The following is a 23,528-nucleotide window of genomic DNA, read 5'->3' on the forward strand; positions in this document are numbered from 1 at the left end:
TCGATCTTCTTTCATGCCGCTGCCCCTCGTCGATTTTTGGAAACGCTTACTCAAGAGCGGTCTGGCAGATGCGACGACCCCGAGACTGTGGGCGGCAGATTTCGCCAACGACCATGACTCAACGCCTCCCTCCGACCCATTAACTCTCGCCAAATGGCTGGTCCAGACCGACCGCCTGAAGCCATTCCAAGCAGCCTGTTTGACGCGACCGAATCCTCACGCGGATTCAGAGGGCGAACAAAATCATGAGTTTCGATTTCCGGTATTGCGGATTGCACCGCTCACGCAGGTGGCCGAGCAATCGCGGCCGACTTTCGCGAGCTGGCTGCCGGTCACCCATGATTCGTATCCTGGGGAATCAGGCATCGTCCTGCAGATCTCACCCGCAGGGCTGAAACCGCACGACGGTGATCGGTTGCGATGGATTGCCGAGCTTCGACATGCTGGACTGCCCCAGTATGAATTGATGGTTCTGCCGGGGGCACCGCTGGGTAATTATTTCACGACGATCCCGTTGGAGACTTCGCTCGATGCCATTGGTCTATTTGCACGGGTGCCTCCCGGTGAGTCGCTGGCGGAAAAATGCGTCCGCGAGCCGACGTCTCGCTGGACGGCCGACCAAGTGGTGCCCCTGCTGCAGACACTGATCGGCGCCATGCAGCTGCTCGCCGGTGGCCAGCTCACCTCCCCACCGATGCCCTCGCCCGATCGCATCTGGATTCCGCATGATGCTCGGTCGCCCGCAATTTTATGGATCGACCCTGCGGAATATCTCTCACCGAATGCTCTTGCCTGCTCGAGAACGATCGCCAGCAACGATTCACCGTTGCTCTACACCGCTCCTGAAATGATCGCGGGCAGTATGCCCCAACCGAGTTCGTGGGAGAGCCGAGCGGTCTACGCGTTGGGCTGCCTCGCGTACCGCCTACGGTTCGGACAGCATGCCTTTGCGGCGGCGAAGGACGAACAGATCCGCTCCCGCCAACTTCGTTTTGAACCGCCCGAATTGAGCGAGGCGGTCGCCCAAGGCGCTGCGGGAGATCCGCTACTTCGGGTTTTAGCCTATGCGCTGGCCAAAAATCCCCAATCTCGTTTCGCCAGCCTCGAGGCGTTCGCGCAAGCACTCGCTGCGACACTGCCCCTCGCCGACCAAGTGTCCACGCCAGAGGTGCCCCGCGGAGAGGTATCTCAACGTACCAAACCGCCGGAAAAATCGCCGCCGCGGAAATCCACCCCGCGACCTGAGCAGCAACCCGCCGCTACGTCGCCCAAAGCCCCTGCCCCTGCCCCTGCCCCTGCCAAAGTCGCCGCCAAAGTCGCCGCTACTGCCGAAGACAAGGCCGAGGTCAAGGCGGAGGACAGTGCTGCGGATCGTCAACCGGCCAAGCCAAGGAGTGGCACAGCCCGGGGGCGAGATGGCAATCGGACTGCTATCGCGTCTACCGCTGCGGCCCGGGCAGAGCCCTCCCAAAAGGTTGAGCAGCCTGCCCGCGAATCCGCGGCTGCGGAGGACCACCCTACCCAGGCGCCTCCCCCTACCCAGGCACCGGTCGCGGGAGCAGCACAGTGCGCCGCTGAGCAGCCACGCGTTGCTGCGGTAGCGACCGCGAGCGTCAAGGCGTCGGCGGCTGAAGCGTCACCCCTTGCCGCAGCATCCTCTCGCAATGAAGCGACCGCCGAAGTCGAAGTTTCATCAACAGCGGCCGCTGAAACAGAAGCGACCAGCGGTTCCGTACCCGCGGCGTCGCTCCCGGACACGCCCCAACGGGCCCCCCGACGGCCGAGTCGGCGACGGACGGCGTGGTTGGTTCTGGGCGGCATGTGGATCCCCATTTTGCTGCTCATCGTGGCCCTCGCCCTGCAGGACCCCGACGCCCCACAACCGGTCGCCCAACGGATACGCCCCCCCATGCCTGCGGTGATCCCATCGGTCACGGGAAGGCGTCCGGCGCCACCACGGCCTCGGCCTCGCCCCAGCACCGACGCGGGATCGGGTAACGCAGACAGGATCGAAATCGTCTCGGACGATCGCATGCTGTGGGCCCCCCCCTCTGCACTCGCTGCGGCCGACGTCGCCGATGAGCGTGTGCGGGCAACCATGTTGCTGCCGCCCGGACCGGCGGCGCTGACCACATTCAATTTGCCCAATCTAGACGCGACGGGTCTGAGCGAGATCTTTGATCCGGAACTATCGCCACTGTGGGACCAATTGCAGAAACGGATCGCCGTGCCCATCGAGGACGTTCGGTTACTCGCCTTGGCATGGTTCCCGGGCCGCGACGGGGTGCCCGAATTCGCGATGGCAGTGCATTTAAAGTCACCGCGCACACTCGATGAACTCACCGACTCGTGGGAGGCATCTTTAGCAGTCGTCCCCGGTGGTGCGAGAATCTATGCGGGCGACGATGCCGACAGCGACGCCTACTACCCGCATTTCGTGGCGAGCGATCAGTCGGAGGACGAATCCGCCCAAAATTCCGCCGGTACACGACAAGTGGATGCGTTTGCGGTGGGCTCGATCGCACGCGTGACGCAGGTGGCCGAGGTCGAAGGTGCGCCGGTGCTGCTGCCCCGACAGCTCGAGGAACTGTGGCAAACGACACGGCCCACCGATGCGGTTGCGATGCTAAGTGTCCCGTACTTTTTAATCGCGGACTCGCGCGCGTGGATCAACCGAGCAGCCCCCCCATTGCTGGACTGGATCCGCTCGACGCTGACACCAGAGTGCGGAGGGCTGCTGGTACGAGTTGTCGCCGCCCCCGACGCGTCGACCGGCAGCGACACCGCAGCGCACCGGCAAGGCAGCTACGTCGAACTCCGTCTGGCGATGGCACCGGGTCAGAATCCAGCCGCACTGAAATCAAAGGTCCTAGCTCGAATTGACGAGGCTTCCATAACAGCGGAGGATTTCTTGGTCAGCCGCGAAATCGATCCCTCGTGGCGACTTCTGGCGGCGCGGCTGCCGAGCATGTGGATGTTCACGGGCGAACAAATTCGCTCGGCGGCAATCCGGCGTGAGGTTATTTTCAACGCCTACCTACCGCCGCTGGCTCTGCCACAACTCGCCCTGGGTACCCTACTTGCCGCGAATACCACTGCCACAACGGCAGCTGCAAGCACGCCTCCATCGATGGAGAAACTCACCATCGAGGAGATGCTGGATCGGCCCATGTCTGTCAGTTTCGGTCAGGAATCACTGCAATTCGCGATCGACACCATTATCAATGAATTTGCGGCCGATCTGCCCGAGGGCACCCCGGCGCCCGCAGTGGAGATCATTGGCGGCGACCTGCAAAAGATGGGAATCACACAAAATCAGCAGGTTCGAGATTTCTCAAAAACGGACCTCCCCCTGCGAACGGTGCTGACCGATTTGATGCTCGGCGCGAACCCGGATCGCACCGCCACCGGGCCCGACGACCCGAAACAAGCTTTGATCTGGGTCGTCGTTGGCGAAGGCGACTCGGCAGAGATCAAAGTCACAACCCGCGAAGCCGCCCAAGGGACGTACGAACTGCCTAAGGAGTTCCAGATTCAGGAGTAGTGGTGGCGATGGACATTGTTTCGATCGACAGGTCGCTGGCCCCGGGGTACAATGCCAGTGACCTCTCAGATGATCAAAATCACGTCGCTGCGTCTGCCAATATGGCGGCGAAAGGCGTTTGGCAAGCAATTTGCTATACTCGTTCGATCTGTTAGGTTGTCAGCGTTTGGTATTGATCTCTATCGAGGTTAGCCATCACACTTTCAATCGTCGACAAATCCCCCCGTCTCACATTTTCGCATTCGTCCTTGACAGGAGTTCATCTCACGATGGCCATTAAACTTACAGAACGCGCCGCCGAAGAAGTCCTTCGCTTCCGCAAAGAGCACAATTTCGACGACACGATGCTACTGCGAATCGGTGTCGCTGGCGGCGGTTGCAGCGGTTTCAACTACACGCTGAACTTCGACGACAGCTTCGATGAAAAAGCTGACAGCAAGTATGACCACCACGGCGTCAGCGTGGTCGTGGACAAGAAAAGTGCTTTGTACCTCGACGGGACCGAAGTCGATTGGTTCGACAGTCTCGAAAAACAGGGCTTCACGTTTAACAACCCCAACGCGGTCAAGAGCTGCGGTTGCGGAAGTTCCTTCCAAGCCTAAACGAGGCTTCGAAGTTTGCTCGTTTCGGGGCCCATTCTGGGCCACTGAAACGTGGGTGTCACGGAGGGCTTGACCGCTTTCGCTGGTTTCAGCTCTTCGTACATACACGCACTCGAATTAAACGTTGCTGAACCTCGTGCCGATGGGACCGTGAGATAATCGGTCGAGGCGCGGGGGGTAGATGCTCACGCGGTTAAACGCGAAGACGTGACCGGGATAGGCGTTGCATCCTCCGGCTCAGTTCCCCAGTGTGAGTTCCCCAGTGAACGTAGAGGGCAGTGAATGCTGGGGATATCGGCCCCGTCGCCGTCCAAGCGATCTCACTCACTGACCCCCGTACGCGGCTTTCTGCATCGCGTCGGAGCGGTTCATCCAGATTTCGGTGCGGCTGCCGTCGCGACGATCGGATGCCGAACGCATCACGCCCCGGATCTCGTGCGTCCACCCTTGGGCTTGAGCAATCGAAATGGCAAGCTGCAATTGGTATCTCGCCTGCGGCAGGATCGGCACGCCTCGGGCTGAGAGCGATAGCTTGCCAAGATCCAATCTGCACCATGAGTCGCCATCGATATCCTCGTCGATCGCGGACTGTAGCGGCGCGGGAAGTGAATCAATTGCCCCCGCGTAGACCTCAACATCGACGCGGCTGTTGTGGGGAGAATACAAGGCCCACGAGGTCCAGTGATCCCAGTGCCATGCGTTGCGATCGTATCGGCCACGCCGCTCCGTCAGCGGCAATAAAACCGCCAGCAGTACCAACGCTCCAGCAGCGATCACGCCGAGCGAGCGAAACCTGCCGGCGACCTCTTCGCCAGCATCGACGCTCCGTTGACGGACAAACAACCAGTACGCCTGCCCCGCCAAGACAGCGTTCCACATCATCACACCGGCGCTGTGATGCATGCCCCACGGCGACAAGAGAATAATCAAACCGAGATGCATCGTGATTGCTAGGCAACCACCGACACGGCGTGTGCGCGGGAAGCATAAAAGGAGCGAGATTGAAAGTTCAACGGCAGGAAATCCCGCCGCCATGATCAACCGGCTGCGATCGCTCCAGCGGCCGATGTCGAGATGGGCAAACTTGGCCGCCGTGGCCAAAAACTCCTGTCCAACGGTGTGTAGAAACTGATAGTCAAACTTGCCGATCGAGCTGTAGAAGTAAATGCTGATCGTAATGACTCGAAAAGCAGTCATGCGCATGCTCGCGGGCAGGAGTACGAACATCCAGGCATACAAAAACGTTTGGTAGGCCCATGGCTGAAGGCGGTGCTGATCGGTCAGCCCCCCGGCGGCCAAGGCTACGGCAACGCACAGCCATCCCGCGCGCTGCCAGCGTGAAGTTCGGGGCCCCAAGACGATCACCGCCACGGCGGCAGCCATGACTGGCACGAGTAACATCGACAGGCCGTTGGATAACCAGTGCGGCATCGCTACGGACGGAATCGAAGGGTAGTACCCGGTCTGCGTCCACTCGGCGGGCAACCACAGGCGGTAGGTCACCAGCACCAATAGGATTGAGGCAATTGCCCAGTATCGCGAGAAACGCTCCCAATCAGGGCGTGGCGAAACGTCGGTGCGAGTTAAAAAAGCGAAAATGAGAACTGCAAAAGTAAAAATGGACGGGCTGATGAACGGTCAAACGCCGGCGTGACGCGAGAAAAGACGAAAAGTATCCGTGACGTTTTGGTCTTCATCAACCGCCACAGATCACTTTGCGTTTTCGAATTCGCCAGTTAGTTCTTGGGGGCCGTGGACTGCCCGAGTCCGCGCCGAAACGCCTCAAAGACGTCACGAACATCGGCCGGTGCAGGGCGGCGGTTACCAGAATCGCGGAGGCTGCGGAGGCTATCGGCCGCCTCCCCGCGAGTCGTTTGGGTCGTTTCGCCAGGACGCATTCCCAGGCTGCGCAGTGCCTCCTGGATTTCATCGGTGGTGGCTGCGTCTGTTCGTGGACCGCTGTCGATCGGCTTGACGTTTTTCCAACGATCGCGGAACCGTCGCAGGTCCTGTTCGCTCCATTTGAGCCGCTGCAGTAACCCCGGATCGGGATCGGTACGTGTTTCATCGATGTAGTCGAGAACCATGTCAGTGGCTGCCTTCGTGTACTCCAAATCGACAGGATCGGGAAGCTCGTCATCGATCGCGCCCTCGGTCCCCTCACCGCCGCCGGATTGCCCGCCACCACCGCCCCGTGACGACTCACTTCCATCCGCCTCGGTATCTGACGGCGTCGACGAGTCACCTGCTCGATCGGATTGCCCCGACGTTCCCGAGGGACTGGATTGTTCCTGCGAGCCGTTTGAGTCCGATGAATTGGGGGCCTTGGCCCCGCTTTCTGAGCCGCCCGCGGAGTCACGGCTGTTCTGATCACCGGACGACTCGCCATTCTTATTTTTCGAGCCCTTGCCTTGCTCGCCCGCCTGACCTGCATCGCTGCGTCCTGCGTCGTTGGACGACTCGCCGGCTTGATCGCCCTGGGCACCTTGGGAGTCCTCGCCGCGGCCAGGGTCGCTGCCACCGGCACTTCCCGCCTCGCTCGCCCCCTCACCGCCGGCATCACGATCACTGCTGCCATCTTCACCGTGCGGCTCGTCGCCTGTCGAGGATTGTTCGTCGCCAGCCATTTGCTCGGGTGATTGCCCACTCTTTTCCTGCCCAGGGTCACCGGGTTTCTCCTCGGCAGCTTGCCCGGCACCGGACTGATCATCGCTGGATTGATCGGCACCCGTCTGTCCATCGCGGCGCCGATCGTCGGCTGAGTCGCCTCCGCCGCTCTGACCCTCGCTGCCTTGGCCTTCGTTGCCTTGGCCTTCGCTGCTCTGCCCTTCGCTGCCTTGACCCTCGTTGCCAGACTCACCCTCTCCAGAATCGCCGTCACCTGGGTCAGCACCGCGTTCGTCGCTGCCCTCACCCTTCTCCCCCGCCCCGTCTCCCTGCTCGCCACTACCACCTGGAGGTTGCCCGGATGCCTCGCCACTGGAGTCACTTTCCCCCGACTTAGGGTTATCGGTTTGGGTTGGTTCCGCTTGTTCGTCACCGTTCTTAGGTTGACCTGAGTTCCCCTCATCGGCTTGATTTTGATCTGAGTTCGCAGCGTCGCTCGACTCGTCGCTCGACTCGTCGCTCGACTCGCCGCCGCCTTGAGCCCCATCCTTGCTGGGTTCACCTTGCGTTTGTTTGAGGTATTCCTGGATCCGTTCAAACGCCTCCGCATCGTCTTGAGGAGGTTGGGCTGATTGCCCATCGGGGGAATTCCCGCTTTCGCCGGAACCCGGACCAGTACTTTCGCTCTGTGGCTGCCCCTGCTCACCCGATGGACCATCCGCAGCTTCCGACTCGCCGCCGCTGGAAGGGTCCCCCGGACCAGATTCGTCATCTCCTGCTTGCTGATCGTCCGCCGGATCACCATCGCGAGGGCTGTCACCTCCCTGCTGACCCTCGCCTTGTTGTCCTTGTCCCTGCTGACCTTCTCCCTGCTGACCTTCTCCCTGTTGTCCTTCTCCCTGTTGTCCTTCTCCCTGTTGTCCTTCTCCCTGCTGTCCTTCTCCCTGCTGTCCTTCTCCCTGCTGTCCTTGTCCCTGCTGCCCTTCTCCCTGTTGTCCTTCTCCCTGTTGCCCTTCTCCCTGCTGCCCTTCTCCCTGTTGTCCTTGTCCCTGTTGCCCTTCTCCCTGTTGACCTTCTCCCTGTTGACCTTCTCCTTGCTGTCCTTCTCCCTGTTGACCTTCTCCCATCCCACCCTGCTCTTGCTCCTGCCCCTTCGGCTGCTGTACAGCGGCAGTAATTTTCAATCGCACGGGCTGTGTTTTTGAAACACCGGGAGCGATCTTTTCGTCGTTGGGGTCAAATCGGTTGTCGGTCGCGATCGCGACGACTTCGACTTCGTCACCCACGTTTAGTCCCGCACCACGCCGCGCTCCGGCGCCAGCCACGACGATCATCCGCGACGGCTGAAAACGATATTCGATGACTTGATTGCCCTGTTTGCCACCTGGTTCTTTCCACAGACTCGAGCGAGCGATCACGTCGATACCGCGTCGGACTTCCAGTTCAACTTCGGCGAGCCCATAGTCAATATCGGTGGCGTGGATCTCAAAGTTCTGCACGCCATTGATCGGTACGTCGACTGGCGACTGCTGTGGAACAACGATGGTAATCTCAGGTGGCAGGTCCTCGACGATTTCGATGGGATAGACGATCGGGTCGGAATTAAATTGTCCTGCATCGTCCCAAACACGCAGGCGATAATCCTGCAGGGCGATCGCCGCACCTCCCCGCAATCGCAGCGTAAAAGCAAACTCGACGTTGGTCCCATCAGGAGCGACCTGCATTTCCCGAACACCCGCGGTCGCCTGGATATCGCGGCCGACCTTGCGAGGATTGAACTCGATGACGGCGCGTGTGATCGGTCGATTGACTGCGGCAACCAATTTGACACGCGTTCCATCGCCCGCTCGCAAGGCTCCGGTGTGACTGGTGTGGCGAGGTTTCCCGGTATAGGCGGGCGGTTCGTAGACGACTTCGCGAATCTGCACGACCGGTGTGTCGCGAATTGACACGCGGAAAGGGCCTACGCTGGCATCCCCAGCGACGATGCGATACCGACGTGTCCCGTGGGCATGATGCGACACCGGGATACTGGCGCGGAACCGATCGGGACCGTCGTCCTCCTCGCTGGGTAACAACCGAACCTGCCTCTGAGTTTCGTTCGCAGTTGCCGCGGAGGAGGCGGACGAATGTTCGCTGCCAGGTGAGCCGGATTCCCAGCGAAAGTAGACCGGTTCGTCGTCATGAAGATTCACCACCGTGGCGGCGACTTCCAAATTCCGCCCGGCCAAACTTTCGGCATGGCCCGGCGAGACATCGGTAATTTGTACGCGTTTGGGTGCTTCCAAGGAGGACATCGGCAGTGCCAACCGAGCGACTGATTGGATCGAGTTCTTGGGAGACGCCAGCGTGTAGATCGCGACCACCGCGATCATCACGATCGTCGCGGCCCACCAAGCCGCCATTCCCGTTGCCTCGCTGGGCGGCGCGTCGATGTGCCGGAGTTTCGCCGCGGCGCTGCTACCGACGGACTGCACGACACGCTGGGCCAACTGCCCCTCCGGGTGCTCAGCACGCTGGCGTCGCAGGCTGACGTAACTTGACAGCGCGTGGCCGAGTTCGGGATGGTCACGTTCGAGAGCGCGGGCAGCGTAGTCTTCACCAATACGCAGATGCATCACTGGCCATAGTCGCAGATAGACGTACGTGACTACCGCCCCACAGAACCCCGCAGCAATCAGGCTGCGACCGATCGGGCCAGGGGAAAACACCCACTGGTCGACCGCGATCCACACCAGCCCAATGGCCAACGCCGCGATGAAGAAGGCTAGAAAACGACGCGTCAACTCGGCTCGCCAAAGCGCAGACTGAGCCGCTTCGATCCGCGAGAGCACAAAGACTTCCGTCGCGTCGCGGGACCTTGTACGAGAGCTCGCGGCGCCATCGGAGTCGGCGTGACGGCGCGCAGGATTCGGGCGTTTGGTCGCCAGGACAGAAGGAGGCGTCGACTCGGGCAACTTGTTTCTCGGGTGAGGGACAAAGAGATACGGATAGTGAGACGGCGATCGGCGACAGTGAGATCGCCCGTTCTAAATTTTACGGTAACGGAGCGATCCCCAAGCTTCATTCTACCGCGATTGCGAGCGACGGGCTTCTTCGAAGACGACGATTCAGGGGATTTCCTCCTGCCCAGGCTCGGATTTTGTCGCCTGGAAAATGCTCTTCGTGTCCGAAACGTTGCCTCCTCAACAGCATCGGTCGGCAAAATTCACCGTGGGTCACGCCACAAAGCGAGTCACGCCGAATGGCGTCCCCTGATGTGCTAAGGACCGAGCGGGAAATTACTGTCTGAAATGGTGGCCGAACGCTCCGCGGTCGACCATTCCGACCGCGGAGCGTTCGGCCACTTATTTTCCGCTCGTTGCTAAGGCGGCGGACCCGGCGGCAATGCCTGATGCCGTTACGGCACTTGACTCACCATGGCGTCGCCAGAGCGGCTCCCCTCAGCCGCCCGGGCGAGAAAAAACACGTCAAAACCTGGGGATCGGCAACGGAATCATGCACCGGCCCCTCTCAATCGAATAAAATCAACGCAGGCTTCGCCACGGATAGACCAGTGACAGATCACTTGGTAGGGTGAGGCTACTTGCCCTTACGGGATCGCTGGCGCATCATGCGGGCGGACGCGATATTGGTGAATGGGTGAACTTTACCCTTAAAAGATTATCAATCTTGTGCGGTCGATGGGTTTTTCACCTCGCGCGACTCGGTTTCTTTTCTCTTCTCCTTATGCTGTAAAAGAGCACCTATGAGATACGCCTTTCGGCTTGCCGAACTCCTCGGCCACACCCCTGACCGTCGCAAACGGCCGGGAACGATCAAAGCGATCGTCGAGCACACCGGCCTCGACCGCCATCAAGTGGCTTCGCTGCTCAAAAACGAAGCAAAATACATTCCTTTGGACGCGCTCTCGCGTCTATGCGACTACTTGATCGATCAAGGTCACGCCACGGCCGACGAGTTGCCTGGTGCGTTGTTCGCCATCAATGCGGAAAACTTCTGGGAGCTCTTGGCTCGCCGCAGCGATATCGAGATCGTTGTGGGTGTTCGCCAAGGCGAGGGCGAAGCGTCGCCGGAGAATGCCATGGTCGTGGCCAGCGATTCGGTGCTGGTGGGTGAGTTGCTCAACGGTATCTCCACGCTCGGTGGCGTGGCCAAGCATCTCGGTGATAAATCGGCGACGGATGGATCGACACGAGCTGCCGAAGTCCCCAGTCCCGATCGCATTCAACAATCACTGGTATGGAGCCCGGGCCAAGTTTCCCTCGAAGATGCCCGCGAGCGAGCGACGGAAGTTTTCGATGGCTTTCAAAACGGAGCTGGTGATCGCGGCATCATCTGCATCGGTAGCGTGAAGAGCAATCCAACCGTCGAACTGCTGTTTTCCGAAGCGTTCGGATGCACGCCGTTTGTCACCGAAGACGACGTCGATGACGTCTCCGCTCGCTCATGCCCGTTCTTCTTGCGGTACCGCGATAACGACCCGAAACCTGATGGTGCGTCGGCGGGGATGCGATTGAGCAAAAACGAAGATGCCCCGCACCCGGGCTTCTACTACGAAAAAGACAACGGCACTTGGGAATTTGCCGGCGGCAGCGGCAAGGATGTGGCGTTGGTGTTTTACCTGTTCCGCGAAGCACTCGGTCGACTGGACATGGTGCTCAGCGGATTCTCGGGCCGCGCCACCCGTTTGCTCGCCAAAACGTTGGCCATCCGCGGCGAAGAGTTTTGGCCACCGGTCTACGAAGAAAGCGGAATCCAGGTCGGGGCGTACTTGGTGCAATATGAAGACGCCGAGGGGAAACCCGATCGCGCCGATCTCCTTCACAATACCGGCGGAGCGGCGAAGATCATGCCGCTACCCCGCGAGGCCATCGCCCGCCGATTTGCAAGAAGGTAAAAACGAGGGTTCAGAGAAAGGAGGGTTCAGGGTTCAAAAACAAACCAGGGGTCCGCTTTTTCCTGAACCGCTCTCTACCGATTCCCAGACCCCTTTTTTCTCTGAACCGTTTTTTCAATGTTTGATTGCGTAGCCCTCGTTGGTGCCACCGGCGCTGTCGGCCGAATTGTCCTTGATCAGCTCCACGCCCGGAACTTTCCGATGCGTCGGTTGCGGCTGCTCGCCTCGGCGCGCAGTGCGGGATCCAAGGTTCGATTTGGTGACGAAGAAATCACGGTAGAACTGCTGGAACCGTCGGCGTTCCAAGGTGTTGATTTGGTGATCGCCAGCACACCCGATGAGGTGTCCGCCGAATTCGCACCGTGGGCTGTCCAGGCGGGAGCGGTCGTGGTTGACGAAAGCGGTTATTGGCGGATGGACCCGAAGGTGCCGTTGGTGATCCCGGAGGTCAACCCGCGCGCCGTGGAGAACCATCATGGCATCATCGCGAGCCCGAACTGCAGCACCACGCAGATGGTTGTTGCCCTCGCGCCGCTACACGCCGCGGTCGGCATTCGCCGCGTCGTGGTCAGTACCTATCAAGCAACCAGTGGTGCCGGACTAGCGGGCAACCGCGAACTCAACGCGAGTATCGAAGCGTCGCTCAAAGGCCAGACGCATGCCCCGGCGACGTTCCAGCACCCGATCGGATTCAATCTCATCCCCCAAATTGGATCCCATAAGCATCTCGGCTATACCAGCGAAGAGATGAAGATGGTGTACGAGACCCGCAAAATCCTCGGTGACGATTCGATTGCGATCTGCCCCACCGCGGTGCGCGTTCCCGTGGCCACCGGACACAGCGAATCCATCTTGGTCGAAACCAAACAACCGCTCACGGTCGAACAAGCCCGAGAGCTATGGGACGCCGCCGAAGGCGTCACGGTGGTCGACGATCTCGACAGTCAAATCTATCCCATGCCCCGCGATTGCGAGGGTCGTGATGACGTGTTCGTGGGCCGAATTCGAAAGGACATCAGTTCGGATTCAGGCATCGCATTTTGGTGCGTGAGTGATAACCTGCGAAAAGGTGCTGCCACCAACGCGGTGCAAATCGGCGAACTCCTCGCCCGCAACGCGGTAGCGAGTTCCTGAAGAAGCGGTATAGAATGCGCAGTGAAAGTTGATTCGACTTTCGTGCCATGCCCTCCTCCGTCAAGAATGCGATGAAGCAAGTCGTCACCGTTGTCGCACCGCACCTCGCTGAAAAGGTCTTGATGGCCCTGCAGCGGGCGCCTCTGGAGGGGCTCTCTGTTCATGAGGTGAAAGGGTACGGGCGCCAAAAGAGTTATCTCGACCAGTACCAGGATACGGAGTACTCTCAAGTCTTCCTGCCCAAAGTTGAGATCACCCTTTGGGTGGACGATGCTCGGCTCGATGGCGTGCTGGAGAAAATCGTCGAGGTGACTCGAACGGGCCGAATTGGGGACGGTAAGATCATGGTGCTACCCGTCGATAGCTTGCGGTAAGAACAGAAATCAATGGTGGCTGATTCATCGCAACAGACAGGCGAACAGGAGATTGCCTGTCAATCCTGCGGTGCAGTCTTGCATGTGGATGCAAACATCCGTTCGACCACGTGTCCCTACTGTGCGTCGCCGTCGATCATCCATCGCCCGCCCAGCCACAATCGCCCCCAACCCGCTTTCCTAGTGGCATTCGTGGTCAATCATGACCGCGCATCGGCAGCCGTCCGGAAGTGGATTTCAGGTAGCAGCATCTTCGCCCGCTCCGATTTCAAACGTGCCGTGCCCAAGCTGACTCACGGCGTCTATTTGCCTGCATATTTGTACGGTGCCGTAACCAGCTCTCAGTATTCGGCTCGGATTGGCGAGAACTACACCGAGACGGAAACCTATACCACGACCGACTCGAACGGGCGTACGGTCACACGCACGCGAACGGTTACCAAGACGGAATACCGCTCCCTGCAAGGCCATCACGAATGCTATATCGTCGACGTCCTCGTCACCGCCTCGAGCGGTGTCAGCAATGCGGCGCTCGAAGCGATTGAACCCTTCAATCTGCGTTCCCTGCGTCCTTACGCGGACTCTTTCATATCCGGTTGGCTGTCCGAAGAACCCTCCCGCAGCAAACAGGAGTGTCTTCAATTCGCTCACAATGAAACGCTCGCGATGGTCAATCGAAAACTGGCCAGCTTCATGCCGGGCGATAGCTCTACGCTGCTGCACACAGACACGAACGTTTCCAATGAAGTCATCGACCTCGTGTTGCTACCCGTCTGGTCGTATGCGATACGCTACGCCGACGATCGCCCCCCGATCCAGATTCTTGTGAACGGACAAACGGGCCGCGTGGGGGGCACCGTCCCGGTTTCAACTACCAAGATCGCCTTGACGGTACTTGGGGTAGTAGTCGTTTGCCTTGTCTTGTTTATCTTGATTTCGATGATGCAATGACGCATGCTCCACCGCCCTCCGACTCAACCATCGACCGCTGCTGCCCACGGTGCGATTCACCGCTCGAGGCCGGCGACCTCCGCTGCGCCATTTGTGGCGCGGCCGCTCCCCGTGTAGCGACCACGGATCGAGTCGAAACGGCGACCACGCTGCTGCGCTGCCAGGGATGTGGTGCCGCGATCACGTACGATGCTGACCTCCAAGCTCCTGCGTGCTCCTTTTGCGGCGACGTGCTCAAGGTGCAGACGATCACCGATCCCGTCGAGCAGACCGAGGTGTATCTGCCGATGACCGTCACGATTGACCAAGCCCGTGCAGCCCTCCGAACCTGGTTGGGGACGCGGGGCTGGTTCACTCCTTCGGATCTCCTGGCGACCTCCCAGCTGACGGAAATTAAACCGCTGTGGTGGGTCGCTTGGATTTTTGATGCCGAGGCGTTCGTCAGTTGGACGGCCGATTCCAATGCGGGTTCAGGCCGTTCCGCCTGGGCACCTCACGCTGGCCAAAACCAAATTCGTTTTGACAATATCCTCGTCTCCGGTTCACGCGGTCTATCGGACGCGGAGGCCGAGGCGATTACGCCCGGTATGCAATTGGCCAGCGCCGCTGACACTCCCCAAGGCGGCGGTGACCACCCGCTGCTCGAACGGTTCGACATTCCCCGCAGCCAAGCCCGTCAACAGGTTGCGGCCGTGATCGACTCATCCGCCGCTCAGCAGATCCAGCAAAATTACATCCCGGGCACGCGGTTTCGCAACGTTCACGTCAGCATTGTATTGCGACGGCTCATCACGAGGCGTTATTCGCTGCCCGCTTATGTGCTCGCCTATCGCTACCGCAAGCAACTCTACCGCGTCGTCATCTGCGGTCAGGACACCCGCTATATCATCGGCACGTCACCGTTCTCGTACGCGAAACTGTTCGTGCTGGTTGCCGGCATCGCACTTGGGGTTTTGGTTTTGCTGGGCGTCGTGTCGCTGCTGAACTGACCGATGCAACGCGGTGTCGTCTCGGGCCATTGATTTCGCCGAAGCTCGACCGGAAATGGTGAGCCGCATGGCGTCAGACATCCTGCATGGCGTCAGACATCCTGCGAGGAAAACTGACGTTGCGATACGCGTCCGAGCGTGGGGGCCGACCGCCTGGCGACGGTGGCTACGGAAAACTTCTCACCCGTTGGTCACGCGATGCTAACGCAGACTCTTGCCGAAGGCTGTTTGCAGTTTGCCAAGATAGCTGTCCGCATCGCCGACTTCGGCCAGCACTTTCTGGCTCATTTCCTCGATCGAACGATCCGCCGATGCGAGCAGAGACTGAGCTTCATTCTGTTGCTTGGACATCCATTCACGTAGCTGCAGCATTTGCTCACGATGAGCATCATCGACCTTGGCCGCGAGTTTCGCTTTACTTTCGTCGAGTTGCTTGGCGATCGCATCGTGGACGGCATCACCGAAGACGTCGCCGAGATTTGTCTTGAGGTCGAGGTTGAGTTTCTTCCAATCGCCATGGAAAGCAGCGTCTACCTGGATGTTGTCGACACTGGCCAACGACTGGTTCATCGACAACACGGCAGCAGAGTTGGCAGAATCGCCATCCACGTCGAGGTGCATGTTCACGCCCACTTGCTTGCTGACCAGACGCCCTTGGACCATGTCGCCCTGACTATCGAGTTGGACCCACACCTCACGTTGACCGCCGCTGATGGCAACGGCCACGTTTTTGCCGTCGCCCAACCGCATCGGATCGGCACGCATCTGTGGCCAGTGCAAAGTCAAACGATCATTGAGCGAGCCATGGCGGCGGTCGCGGATGTAGTCAACTTGCACGGTTTCAGGACCTTCGAGCAAGAGTCGAGCGCGAGTGGGCTCGTCCAGATACTCTGGCTGCGGGGTCATGTTTTCGATCATGCCCGTGAGCGAGTACGTCTTGCCACTGGCACGCATCAATCCGTCGACTTGGCATTGTTCGACCAGCATTTCGGGGCGTCGATGCTTGCCGAGGAAATCGAAGTTCTCACCGCGAACACGATCGGTGTCAGGAGCGACCACGGTGTAATTGGCGAGCGTCCGACCATTATCAAGATACCCACGGAGCTGTGTCAGGTAACTGTGAATTTGCGCTGAGATCAGATCGACGCCAAAGTTCTTCGATTCACTCAGGTCGCCGGGTATGTAGGCGTCGAGTTTTGCCAAGTCAGCTTGTCGAGCTTCTTCCAGCTTGACCAGGTCGCCACGTAGTTGGTCGGGCATTTTGTCCATCGCTTCGCGAACGCTAAGCAGTTCTTCGCGTGCGGTTCGTGCTTCGGCGAGCGTTCGCTCGAGTTCCGGCCAATCCCGGAGTGGGTTGTCGATCCCCTTGGCGGCTTCTTGAATCGTCTTGACGCGTTTCTCGAGATTGCGAGCTTGCGTGACGAGCGTCTCGTACTGAGTTTTCCAGCGACGACGAATATCTTCGCCCGTCTTCACGGTTTCTAAGTCGCCACCGATCTCTTCAGCTTGATCGGCCAGCCCGTTGGTGGCCTTCGAGAGCATCTGTCCGATCATCGACGGCCCCGCCGCTTCGTCGGCCACTTCAGGCTCGGCGTCGAAGTGTCCCGAGGTTTCCCGCTGCGAACCGATCTGCAGACCGCTGATCTTGCCTTCCCGGATCACCCAACGACGGCGTAGAAGCGCGTCGCCATCAATGGTCAGTTCGATTGAATCAGCAGCGAACGCATCCCGCAGCTCTTTGCCGTCACGTGGGTCGGCGACGCGCACGTTCGTGAATCGTATCGAGGGCGGATACAACCGGACCGAGGTGGATTCAATGTCGGCTCGTGCACCCGTCGATGCCTGTAGACCCGCCACGGTGATGTAGCTCGCCACCGGGCCCAGACCCAAGGTGAGGATCATCAAGATCGCAACTGCGAGAATCAGACGTGTCAATAAAAATCGCCAACGAATCATGCTGCATCCTTATCTTTGGAATCACGCAACTGCCGAAGCAAGTAACTAAGCGCTTCATCGATTTTGTGTTGTTCATCGGCGGGCGATCCATGCGAATCGACTGCCGTCTTGGATTGTGCGTTGCGGGTCGCAACCATGGTTTCGGTCGTCGTCACCGGTCTCGACACCGACGTACCAATCGCGATGCGAGTAGGGCGTGGTTGGAGAGGCGGCGTGGCGAGCTGCGGACTGGGCCTCGAGTGCCCCGGGTCCTGTGCCGGACGAGGCGTCGCTGGCAATGCCGCCGCTTGTCGCGAATCGGAGTGACGACCGCGAACATCCGGCTGACCGGCCTGCTCGGTCGCAACCTCAGCGATCGGACTCAACGCGTCCACCTTCGGCGATTCCACGCCAGCGACGTCGCATGTCTCGACGTGGCTGCTATCGCGACGGGAGTGACTGGTATCGATTCGTTTCACGATTGGATTCGTGTCGCTCGGCTCCCCCGACTTCACGCCCTCGGCGAGCACGGATGCTTGATCGCTCTCCGCACCATCTTCGGCGTCCTCGTCAGCGTCCGCATCGACGGGTGCCCAGGCTCGGAATAGCGGATAGGTGATCATGTATAGCGGGCCGACCGAAGCCAGACCGATCATGAAACTGCCCATGACGATTGTATTGTTTAAATCCGTCCAGGCCACGAGCGGATATTGCCATGCCAAGGACAGTCGATCAGCGACCTGCGGTTGTTCGAAAATCCAGCGGCCCAGTGCATTGAAGGTTGGATCTAACCGTGGTGCCAGAAAAGTGACCGCCACGCCGACCAGCGCCACCATGGCGTGATTGATCTGCAACATCAACACGAACAGCACCAAGGCAACGGCCAACAGGTTGCCGTGTGGGATGATCCCAACGAGGGCACCGAGCGCGACGCCCCAAGCGAGTTGGCCGGGATGCTGCCTTCCCGCAATCGCCTTGCGAACGCTGCTGATGAGCTTGATCGTCCAGAGAATCATGGTTTCCGCCTCTTGCGGTAAAACGCAGCACAAATCGATAACGTGAGCGGTCTGCGGAATGACCTACTCGAAATCGATTGCACTCTATGCGGTGGTGGGAACGGCGCAGTCGGTTTGGTAACGCGCTATCCCATTCAATCGGCACAATTGGCCAAGAGATTGAATACAATCCGCAAATTCGTCGCTGCCAGCCCAATACGAAGCTTTTGCTCAGACGGTACTAAGCCCGGCGCACATGGACAACGTGGCGAGGCCATAGAACGTGTACTCCACGTCGGCTGTCTGATCGAAGGCGAAACCGACGAACCCACCGTCGATCGGCGACTGCATCGACTCGGCGTATTGAATCACACGGGGAATCGAAAGTTCCTCAGACGCTTTTAAATCGACCAGCGTGGTCAGCCCCGTGAAACTGCTCAATAGATCCGCAAACGGGATCCGCGTGTTCGCCGTCAGCCCACCCTCGTCACCCTGCATCTCCAACAAAAATCCCACGGTGTCGAACTCGCGGGCAATATCGAGCCGGCCGAGGGCTTTTAGCATCCCGATCGCTGCGGCAGTGGGATTCACACCGGGACGCTTCGCAGCTCGGATTTCCAAGTAGCCGCCATCGGCGTGCCGCTGCGATTCGATGAACCCCAACAACCCATCGACGTCCGGGACAGGCACCTCCATCAGCTCATGGCAGAGCACACAGAGAAATGATTGGTACGTACTGCCCGCACGCCCCTCAGGCGTTTTCGCAAACCCACCATCGCTGCAGCGCAGTTCGCCCAACAGTCCCGCCACATTGCTTCGCCATGTCGTGTCCTCATCCGCAATCACCACCTCGCCAGCAGCCATTTCCAAAATGGCGGCACCGAAAATCAGTGAGATCATGTCAATCACACTGTCACGCTGGGTGAGACGCTGGCGCAGGAACATCCCAGCACGTTCGGCTACGGACGCGTCGAGCCGGTCGAGGATCCACAGCGAACGCAACGCGAATGCCGAATAGTACGGATCACTCTCGCCCTCGCGACCGGCGAACCCGCCGTCGTCCCGCTGTTGGCGGAGCAACCAGCGGGCATGTCGATCGCGGAACTCCGGCGGTAGCGCCGACGCACCAATCGCTAAGCGCAGAGTGAGTTCGTGTAGATATCCGCTCATGAAACGATGACGTCTTTCCAACGTCCGGGGACGCCTTTCCAAGTCGCGTCATACGTGGCTTGAAGTGGCACGTTGACATACACGTCGGGCGTCAGGAATGCTGGCATATCAATCAACGTCTTACTAACTGCGATAGGTTCAAAATAGGAAGTGAGCGATAACTTGCTGCGATAAGCAGATCATCCCAAAGGATACTCCGCCGTGACACCGGGCGCGGCACCCTCGCCGCACGGTCCCGCCAAAATCTCGCAGATCCTCCCTCGAGGATCACCGGAACTTGGCCCATGTGCCGGTCGAGCACAAGCTGGTGCATCGAGCACTGCCACGGGCGAAAGTGCGGCCGGATAGGAGACTGGGCTCGATCGAGACGCATCACTGCGAGCGATCGGTCGCGTCCGACGTCTCCGCTCCGAGGTATCTGTCCCCAGGTCTTCGGTCCCAGGTCTCCAGCCCCAAGTCACGAACGTCTGGGACCGGCCCGCTGAACGACGTGCTCGGCGAGGGCGTCGAAATGGTCCCGGGGTCGCCCCGCGTTCCAAGTCTGTCGGGTTTCGACAATCCGAGACCGATAAAAATCGTGGACGATTCCCGCTCCCACATGGCTGCCATCGTGAATTGCCATCACGTGCTCGCGGCGGTGGGTGGCTCGGTAGATGACTGGGTTGAGTCTATCTCCTCGAGGCCGTCCATTTAATGGGCAGTTCCCTTTTCTGACATCTTGCGTAGAGTGAAAGGGAGGAGCGGCCTCGCAAATTGCTCGCGAAACCACCTGCCCGGCTTACTCCTGTCGCCCATTCCTCTTCGCCAAACGATATCTCCACGCCGATGCCCCACCCGCAGGACAATCCCAACGATCAAGACATCTACCAAGAGAACGTGCTCGACCACTACGAGGACCCCTACAACCGGGGGGCTTTAGCGAGCGCAACTCATGCTCACGATGGCAAGAACCCGCTGTGTGGCGACAAAATCCACATCGATCTCTTGCTCGATGACCAGGGGCGTGTCGCCCAGGCGTGGTTCAATGGAGATGGCTGCGTGATCAGCCAAGCGTCGGCATCGATGTTGCTCGAAGAACTCGAGGGCAAGTCCATCGAGGAAGTCAAGAAATTTTCCGCCGATGACATGCTCAAACTCTTTGGCCCGCAATTGACTCCCAATCGTCAAAAGTGCTGCCTCCTCAGCTGGAAGGTACTGCAGGGAGCGCTGCAGCGTCCGATTGGTACCGACGCAGAAGCGAGTGTGACGGAGAACGACGACGAATTGGATACCGATCCGTCGACCTCCTTTGGTGGACCGTCCCTGGAGGAAGAACAATGAGTTTACTCGATACCGACCGTATCCGTCAGGATTTCCCAGTACTTGATCGCACCGTCACGAGTGGATTGCCACTCGTCTATCTCGACAACGCAGCGTCGACCCAGCGGCCGCGCGCGGTGATCGAGGCGATGGATGACTGCTACCTGCGGTATTACAGCAACGTCCATCGCGGCATCCACACGCTCAGCGAAGAATCCACTCGCGCCTACGAGGCGGCCCGCCGGACGACTGCGGCATTCGTGAACGCCTCTTCGACACGGGAAATCATATTCGCCGCGGGCACGACAGCCGCGATCAATACCGTTGCCCGCTCGTGGGGTGACTCCCAGGTTTCCTCCGGCGACGTGATCTTGGTGCTGATCAGCGAACATCACGCTAATATCGTCCCCTGGCACCAACTTGCCGCCCGCACGGGCTGCCGCGTGGAGTTTGTGCCGCTGGATGAAAACTTTGAAATCTCGGATGAGATCGTCGCTGAGTACCTCGACCGATATCGGCCAAAAATGTTTGCCTTCGCCGCCGCCAGCAACACGCTCGGCAGCGAGTACCCGGTGCAGCGTTGGACAGCGATGGCTCATGATCGCGGTGCGACCGTGTTGATCGATGCCGCTCAAGCCGCACCTCATCAGCGGATCGACGTGCAGGCATGGGACGCTGATTTCTTGGTCTTTAGCGGCCACAAAGTCTGCGGGCCAACCGGTATCGGCGTGCTCTATGGGAAACAGGAATTACTCGATGCGATGCCGGCGTTCCTCGGTGGCGGTGGCATGATCCTCAATGTCACCACGGCGGGTTTCACGACTCATGAACTGCCGGAAAAATTCGAAGCGGGGACGCCACCGATCGTCGAAGCGATCGGCCTGGCCGCCGCTCTCGATTATCTCACCGCGATTGGGATGGACCGCATCCATGCTCACGAACGGGTGCTCGGCGAACGCGTCGATGCGGGATTGCGAACCATTGAGGGCGTGCGCGTGATCGGGCCCGCGGCCGACAAGAAGGCGGGCATCAATAGTTTTCTGATCGAGGGCGTCCACGCACACGATGTCTCCCAGTTCCTGGACGGACGCGGCGTGGCCGTGCGGGCGGGCCATCACTGCACGATGCCGCTGCACCAAGCCATCGGCGTGACCGCGACGACGCGGGCGAGCTGCTATTTGTACAACACGCCTGCCGAGGTTGACCAATTGCTCGAGGCCGTTGCGGATGTACGGGCGAAATTTGCCAAGTCGGGGCGGCGACGACGGTCGCGGCGATCCGCCGAGTTGCCTTCATGACAGGCGGCAACCAACAGATTCCGTTTGATTTTGGCGGCGATGATTTTTCCGGCGAGGATTCAGCGTCTGCGCCATCCGCCCAAGCGAAACCAAGTGTAAAGAAGAAATCTTCGACACTGAAGAAATCTCCACGCAGCAACCCTGCCACTAAAAAGCCCGTGGCGGCGACCGCCGAAGAAGCCCTTAGCATCAGCGAAGTCACGCTGCGAATCAAACAGGCAGTCGAGTCGTCGTTGTCGAGCATGTGGGTGGCTGGCGAGATCACGGACATCGCGCGGCCGCGTAGCGGGCATTTGTATTTCACCCTCAAAGATGAACGCTCGCAATTGCGAGGTGTGATGTGGCGGAGTGTGGCCGAGCGTTTGCCCTTTGATCTCGATGATGGTCAAAGTGTGCTTTGTTTTGGCGATATTGAAGTTTACGCGGCGCGGGGCACCGTCCAGATGGTTGTACGCAAGTGCCAACCGCAAGGCATGGGCGCCCTCCAGCTCGCACTCGCTCAACTGCAATCGAAACTCGAATCCGAAGGCTTGTTTGCACGGGAGCGGAAACGGGTATTGCCACGCCTGCCGCGAAAGATCGCGATCATCACCAGTCCCACGGGCGCGGCAATTCGTGACTTCCTGCAAGCCGCAGCGGCGCGGCACGCGGGCGTCGAAATCGTGCTGATCCCCGCCAGCGTTCAGGGGCCAGGCAGTGTCGACGCGTTGATCGCCGGGATCGCTGCGGCGCACCAGCTCGAGCCCCGTCCTGACGTGCTGATCGTCTCACGCGGCGGCGGGTCACTCGAAGACCTATGGTCGTTCAATGACGAGCGATTTGTCCGTGCACTCGCCCGTTCGCGAATCCCAACCGTCTCGGCTGTCGGTCACGAAATCGACGTGACGCTGTCGGATCTCGTTGCGGACGTCCGCGCCCTGACGCCCACTGACGCGGCGAGTCGCGTGCTGCCCGACCGGGAAGTCCTCGTCGATGTCCTCGAAGCACTCGAGGCCACCATGCGGCGGTCATTGTTTCAGCGAATCGACGGGTCACGTCAACGACTCGGCTGGATCGAATCACGACCGATCTTCCGCAACCCGTTTGAACTCGTCCACAACCGCAGTCGCTTGGTCGACGAACTCGATGAGCGTGCCCGCTCAACGATGTGGCGGCGCGTCGAGCAACAGCGCAGCCGTCTACAACAACTCGCCGCCGCAGTCTCCGCTCTCTCCCCACTCGATGTCCTCGCACGGGGCTACAGCGTTACACAGAACGAGCAAGGCGATGTCATCCGCGTCTGCGGTGACGTGCAGCCCGGCCAAACTCTCCGTAGCCGAGTGACCGACGGAGTGATCCAATCGATCGTCGTTGATCAGCAAGACTAAAGAGATCAGAGGGACAGAGATCAGAGAGAGGGACGATCAGAGGGACAGAGCATCTTCTCAAGAAAACTGCCGCAAGCATCCAGATCACCGTATCAGCTCGATAGAGAAGTCGAAATTCTCCACGAAGTGCTGTGTCCCCCAAGCACCCGAAGTGCTGTGTCCCCCAAGCACCAGCAACTTCTGTCATGAAGAATTCAACGCAGAGACGGGGAGACGCAAGGACGCAGAGAAAGCCAGCCACTGCCTTCTCACCCTCCACTCTTCTCTGCGTCTCCCCGACTCTCGCGTCTCTGCGTCAATTTCCTTCATTCGAAAGCTGAGGGGACACAGCACTGCGAGGAGGAGACTCGCTTCTCAAAACCC

General features: G+C 59.7%; 15 protein-coding genes. 10 read left to right on the forward strand and 5 right to left on the reverse strand.

Annotation, left to right across the window (positions count from 1 at the left end):
• Positions 1-13 precede the first annotated feature (13 nt).
• The gene (locus SH410x_RS16390) at positions 14-3,544 is read left to right on the forward strand and encodes a serine/threonine protein kinase (RefSeq protein WP_473668938.1); all 3,531 of its coding nucleotides are present in this window, start codon (positions 14-16) and stop codon (positions 3,542-3,544) included.
• A gap of 269 nt (positions 3,545-3,813) precedes the next feature.
• Positions 3,814-4,146: a HesB/IscA family protein gene (locus SH410x_RS16395; RefSeq protein ID WP_146391898.1), complete on the forward strand. Its 333-nt coding sequence runs from the start codon at positions 3,814-3,816 to the stop codon at positions 4,144-4,146.
• Between the two features lie 324 nt (positions 4,147-4,470).
• Here SH410x_RS16395 and SH410x_RS16400 read toward each other — a convergent pair whose 3' ends face one another.
• Together SH410x_RS16400 and SH410x_RS16405 are read right to left on the reverse strand one after the other, a co-directional pair.
• Entirely contained in the window at positions 4,471-5,649 is a 1,179-nt protein-coding gene (locus SH410x_RS16400; protein ID WP_473668940.1) for a MauE/DoxX family redox-associated membrane protein, read from the reverse strand.
• 233 nt (positions 5,650-5,882) lie between these two features.
• The gene (locus SH410x_RS16405; protein WP_473668942.1) at positions 5,883-9,710 is read right to left on the reverse strand and encodes a circumsporozoite protein-membrane associated protein; all 3,828 of its coding nucleotides are present in this window, start codon (positions 9,708-9,710) and stop codon (positions 5,883-5,885) included.
• Positions 9,711-10,501: 791 nt separating this feature from the next.
• Here SH410x_RS16405 and SH410x_RS16410 point away from each other — a divergent pair.
• The 5 genes from SH410x_RS16410 to SH410x_RS16430 all read left to right on the forward strand — a co-directional run bounded on the left by SH410x_RS16410 (position 10,502) and on the right by SH410x_RS16430 (position 15,101).
• Entirely contained in the window at positions 10,502-11,653 is a 1,152-nt protein-coding gene (locus SH410x_RS16410) for a helix-turn-helix domain-containing protein (protein ID WP_473668944.1), read from the forward strand.
• A gap of 117 nt (positions 11,654-11,770) precedes the next feature.
• On the forward strand, positions 11,771-12,787 hold the full coding sequence (locus SH410x_RS16415) for an aspartate-semialdehyde dehydrogenase (RefSeq protein WP_473668946.1): 1,017 nt from the start codon (positions 11,771-11,773) through the stop codon (positions 12,785-12,787).
• 71 nt (positions 12,788-12,858) lie between these two features.
• Positions 12,859-13,161, forward strand: coding sequence for a P-II family nitrogen regulator (locus SH410x_RS16420; protein WP_473677329.1), 303 nt, complete (start codon positions 12,859-12,861; stop codon positions 13,159-13,161).
• A gap of 15 nt (positions 13,162-13,176) precedes the next feature.
• Entirely contained in the window at positions 13,177-14,112 is a 936-nt protein-coding gene (locus tag SH410x_RS16425) for a TFIIB-type zinc ribbon-containing protein (protein ID WP_473668948.1), read from the forward strand.
• Complete coding sequence (locus SH410x_RS16430) at positions 14,109-15,101, forward strand: hypothetical protein (protein WP_473668950.1); 993 nt, start codon at positions 14,109-14,111, stop codon at positions 15,099-15,101. Before SH410x_RS16425 ends, SH410x_RS16430 begins: the two co-directional genes overlap by 4 nt.
• A gap of 201 nt (positions 15,102-15,302) precedes the next feature.
• Here the strand turns inward: SH410x_RS16430 and SH410x_RS16435 are convergent, their stop codons facing one another.
• From SH410x_RS16435 to SH410x_RS16445, 3 genes are all read right to left on the reverse strand, one after another.
• Entirely contained in the window at positions 15,303-17,057 is a 1,755-nt protein-coding gene (locus SH410x_RS16435) for a TIGR03545 family protein (RefSeq protein ID WP_473668952.1), read from the reverse strand.
• A complete protein-coding gene (locus SH410x_RS16440) occupies positions 17,054-18,052 on the reverse strand; it encodes a TIGR03546 family protein (RefSeq protein WP_473668954.1) in 999 nt (332 codons plus the stop codon). The genes SH410x_RS16435 and SH410x_RS16440 overlap by 4 nt, the downstream gene beginning before the upstream one ends.
• A 210-nt stretch (positions 18,053-18,262) precedes the next feature.
• Entirely contained in the window at positions 18,263-19,201 is a 939-nt protein-coding gene (locus SH410x_RS16445; protein WP_473668956.1) for a prenyltransferase/squalene oxidase repeat-containing protein, read from the reverse strand.
• Positions 19,202-20,026: 825 nt separating this feature from the next.
• Here SH410x_RS16445 and SH410x_RS16450 point away from each other — a divergent pair.
• Genes SH410x_RS16450 through xseA form a run of 3 tightly spaced genes read left to right on the forward strand, consistent with a single transcriptional unit; the run spans position 20,027 to position 23,165 of the window.
• Entirely contained in the window at positions 20,027-20,521 is a 495-nt protein-coding gene (locus SH410x_RS16450) for an iron-sulfur cluster assembly scaffold protein (RefSeq protein ID WP_473668958.1), read from the forward strand.
• Positions 20,518-21,798 (forward strand): aminotransferase class V-fold PLP-dependent enzyme, encoded by a 1,281-nt coding sequence (locus SH410x_RS16455; protein ID WP_473668960.1) that lies wholly within the window; start codon positions 20,518-20,520, stop codon positions 21,796-21,798. The genes SH410x_RS16450 and SH410x_RS16455 overlap by 4 nt, the downstream gene beginning before the upstream one ends.
• Complete coding sequence (gene xseA / locus SH410x_RS16460) at positions 21,795-23,165, forward strand: exodeoxyribonuclease VII large subunit (protein ID WP_473668962.1); 1,371 nt, start codon at positions 21,795-21,797, stop codon at positions 23,163-23,165. The genes SH410x_RS16455 and xseA overlap by 4 nt, the downstream gene beginning before the upstream one ends.
• The last annotated feature ends 363 nt before the right edge of the window (positions 23,166-23,528 follow it).

The sequence above is a fragment of the Rhodopirellula sp. SH410 genome (assembly GCF_055811895.1).

Bases quoted from the DNA above. Each gene is read 5' to 3' on its own strand.
- SH410x_RS16445 (WP_473668956.1), bottom strand. From the start codon at position 19,201: ATGAGCGGATATCTACACGAACTCACTCTGCGCTTAGCGATTGGTGCG.
- SH410x_RS16415 (WP_473668946.1), top strand. From the start codon at position 11,771: ATGTTTGATTGCGTAGCCCTCGTTGGTGCCACCGGCGCTGTCGGCCGA.
- SH410x_RS16455 (WP_473668960.1), top strand. From the start codon at position 20,518: ATGAGTTTACTCGATACCGACCGTATCCGTCAGGATTTCCCAGTACTT.
- SH410x_RS16440 (WP_473668954.1), bottom strand. From the start codon at position 18,052: ATGATTCTCTGGACGATCAAGCTCATCAGCAGCGTTCGCAAGGCGATT.
- SH410x_RS16450 (WP_473668958.1), top strand. From the start codon at position 20,027: ATGCCCCACCCGCAGGACAATCCCAACGATCAAGACATCTACCAAGAG.
- SH410x_RS16435 (WP_473668952.1), bottom strand. From the start codon at position 17,057: ATGATTCGTTGGCGATTTTTATTGACACGTCTGATTCTCGCAGTTGCG.
- SH410x_RS16410 (WP_473668944.1), top strand. From the start codon at position 10,502: ATGAGATACGCCTTTCGGCTTGCCGAACTCCTCGGCCACACCCCTGAC.
- SH410x_RS16395 (WP_146391898.1), top strand. From the start codon at position 3,814: ATGGCCATTAAACTTACAGAACGCGCCGCCGAAGAAGTCCTTCGCTTC.
- SH410x_RS16430 (WP_473668950.1), top strand. From the start codon at position 14,109: ATGACGCATGCTCCACCGCCCTCCGACTCAACCATCGACCGCTGCTGC.
- SH410x_RS16390 (WP_473668938.1), top strand. From the start codon at position 14: ATGCCGCTGCCCCTCGTCGATTTTTGGAAACGCTTACTCAAGAGCGGT.
- SH410x_RS16420 (WP_473677329.1), top strand. From the start codon at position 12,859: ATGAAGCAAGTCGTCACCGTTGTCGCACCGCACCTCGCTGAAAAGGTC.
- xseA (WP_473668962.1), top strand. From the start codon at position 21,795: ATGACAGGCGGCAACCAACAGATTCCGTTTGATTTTGGCGGCGATGAT.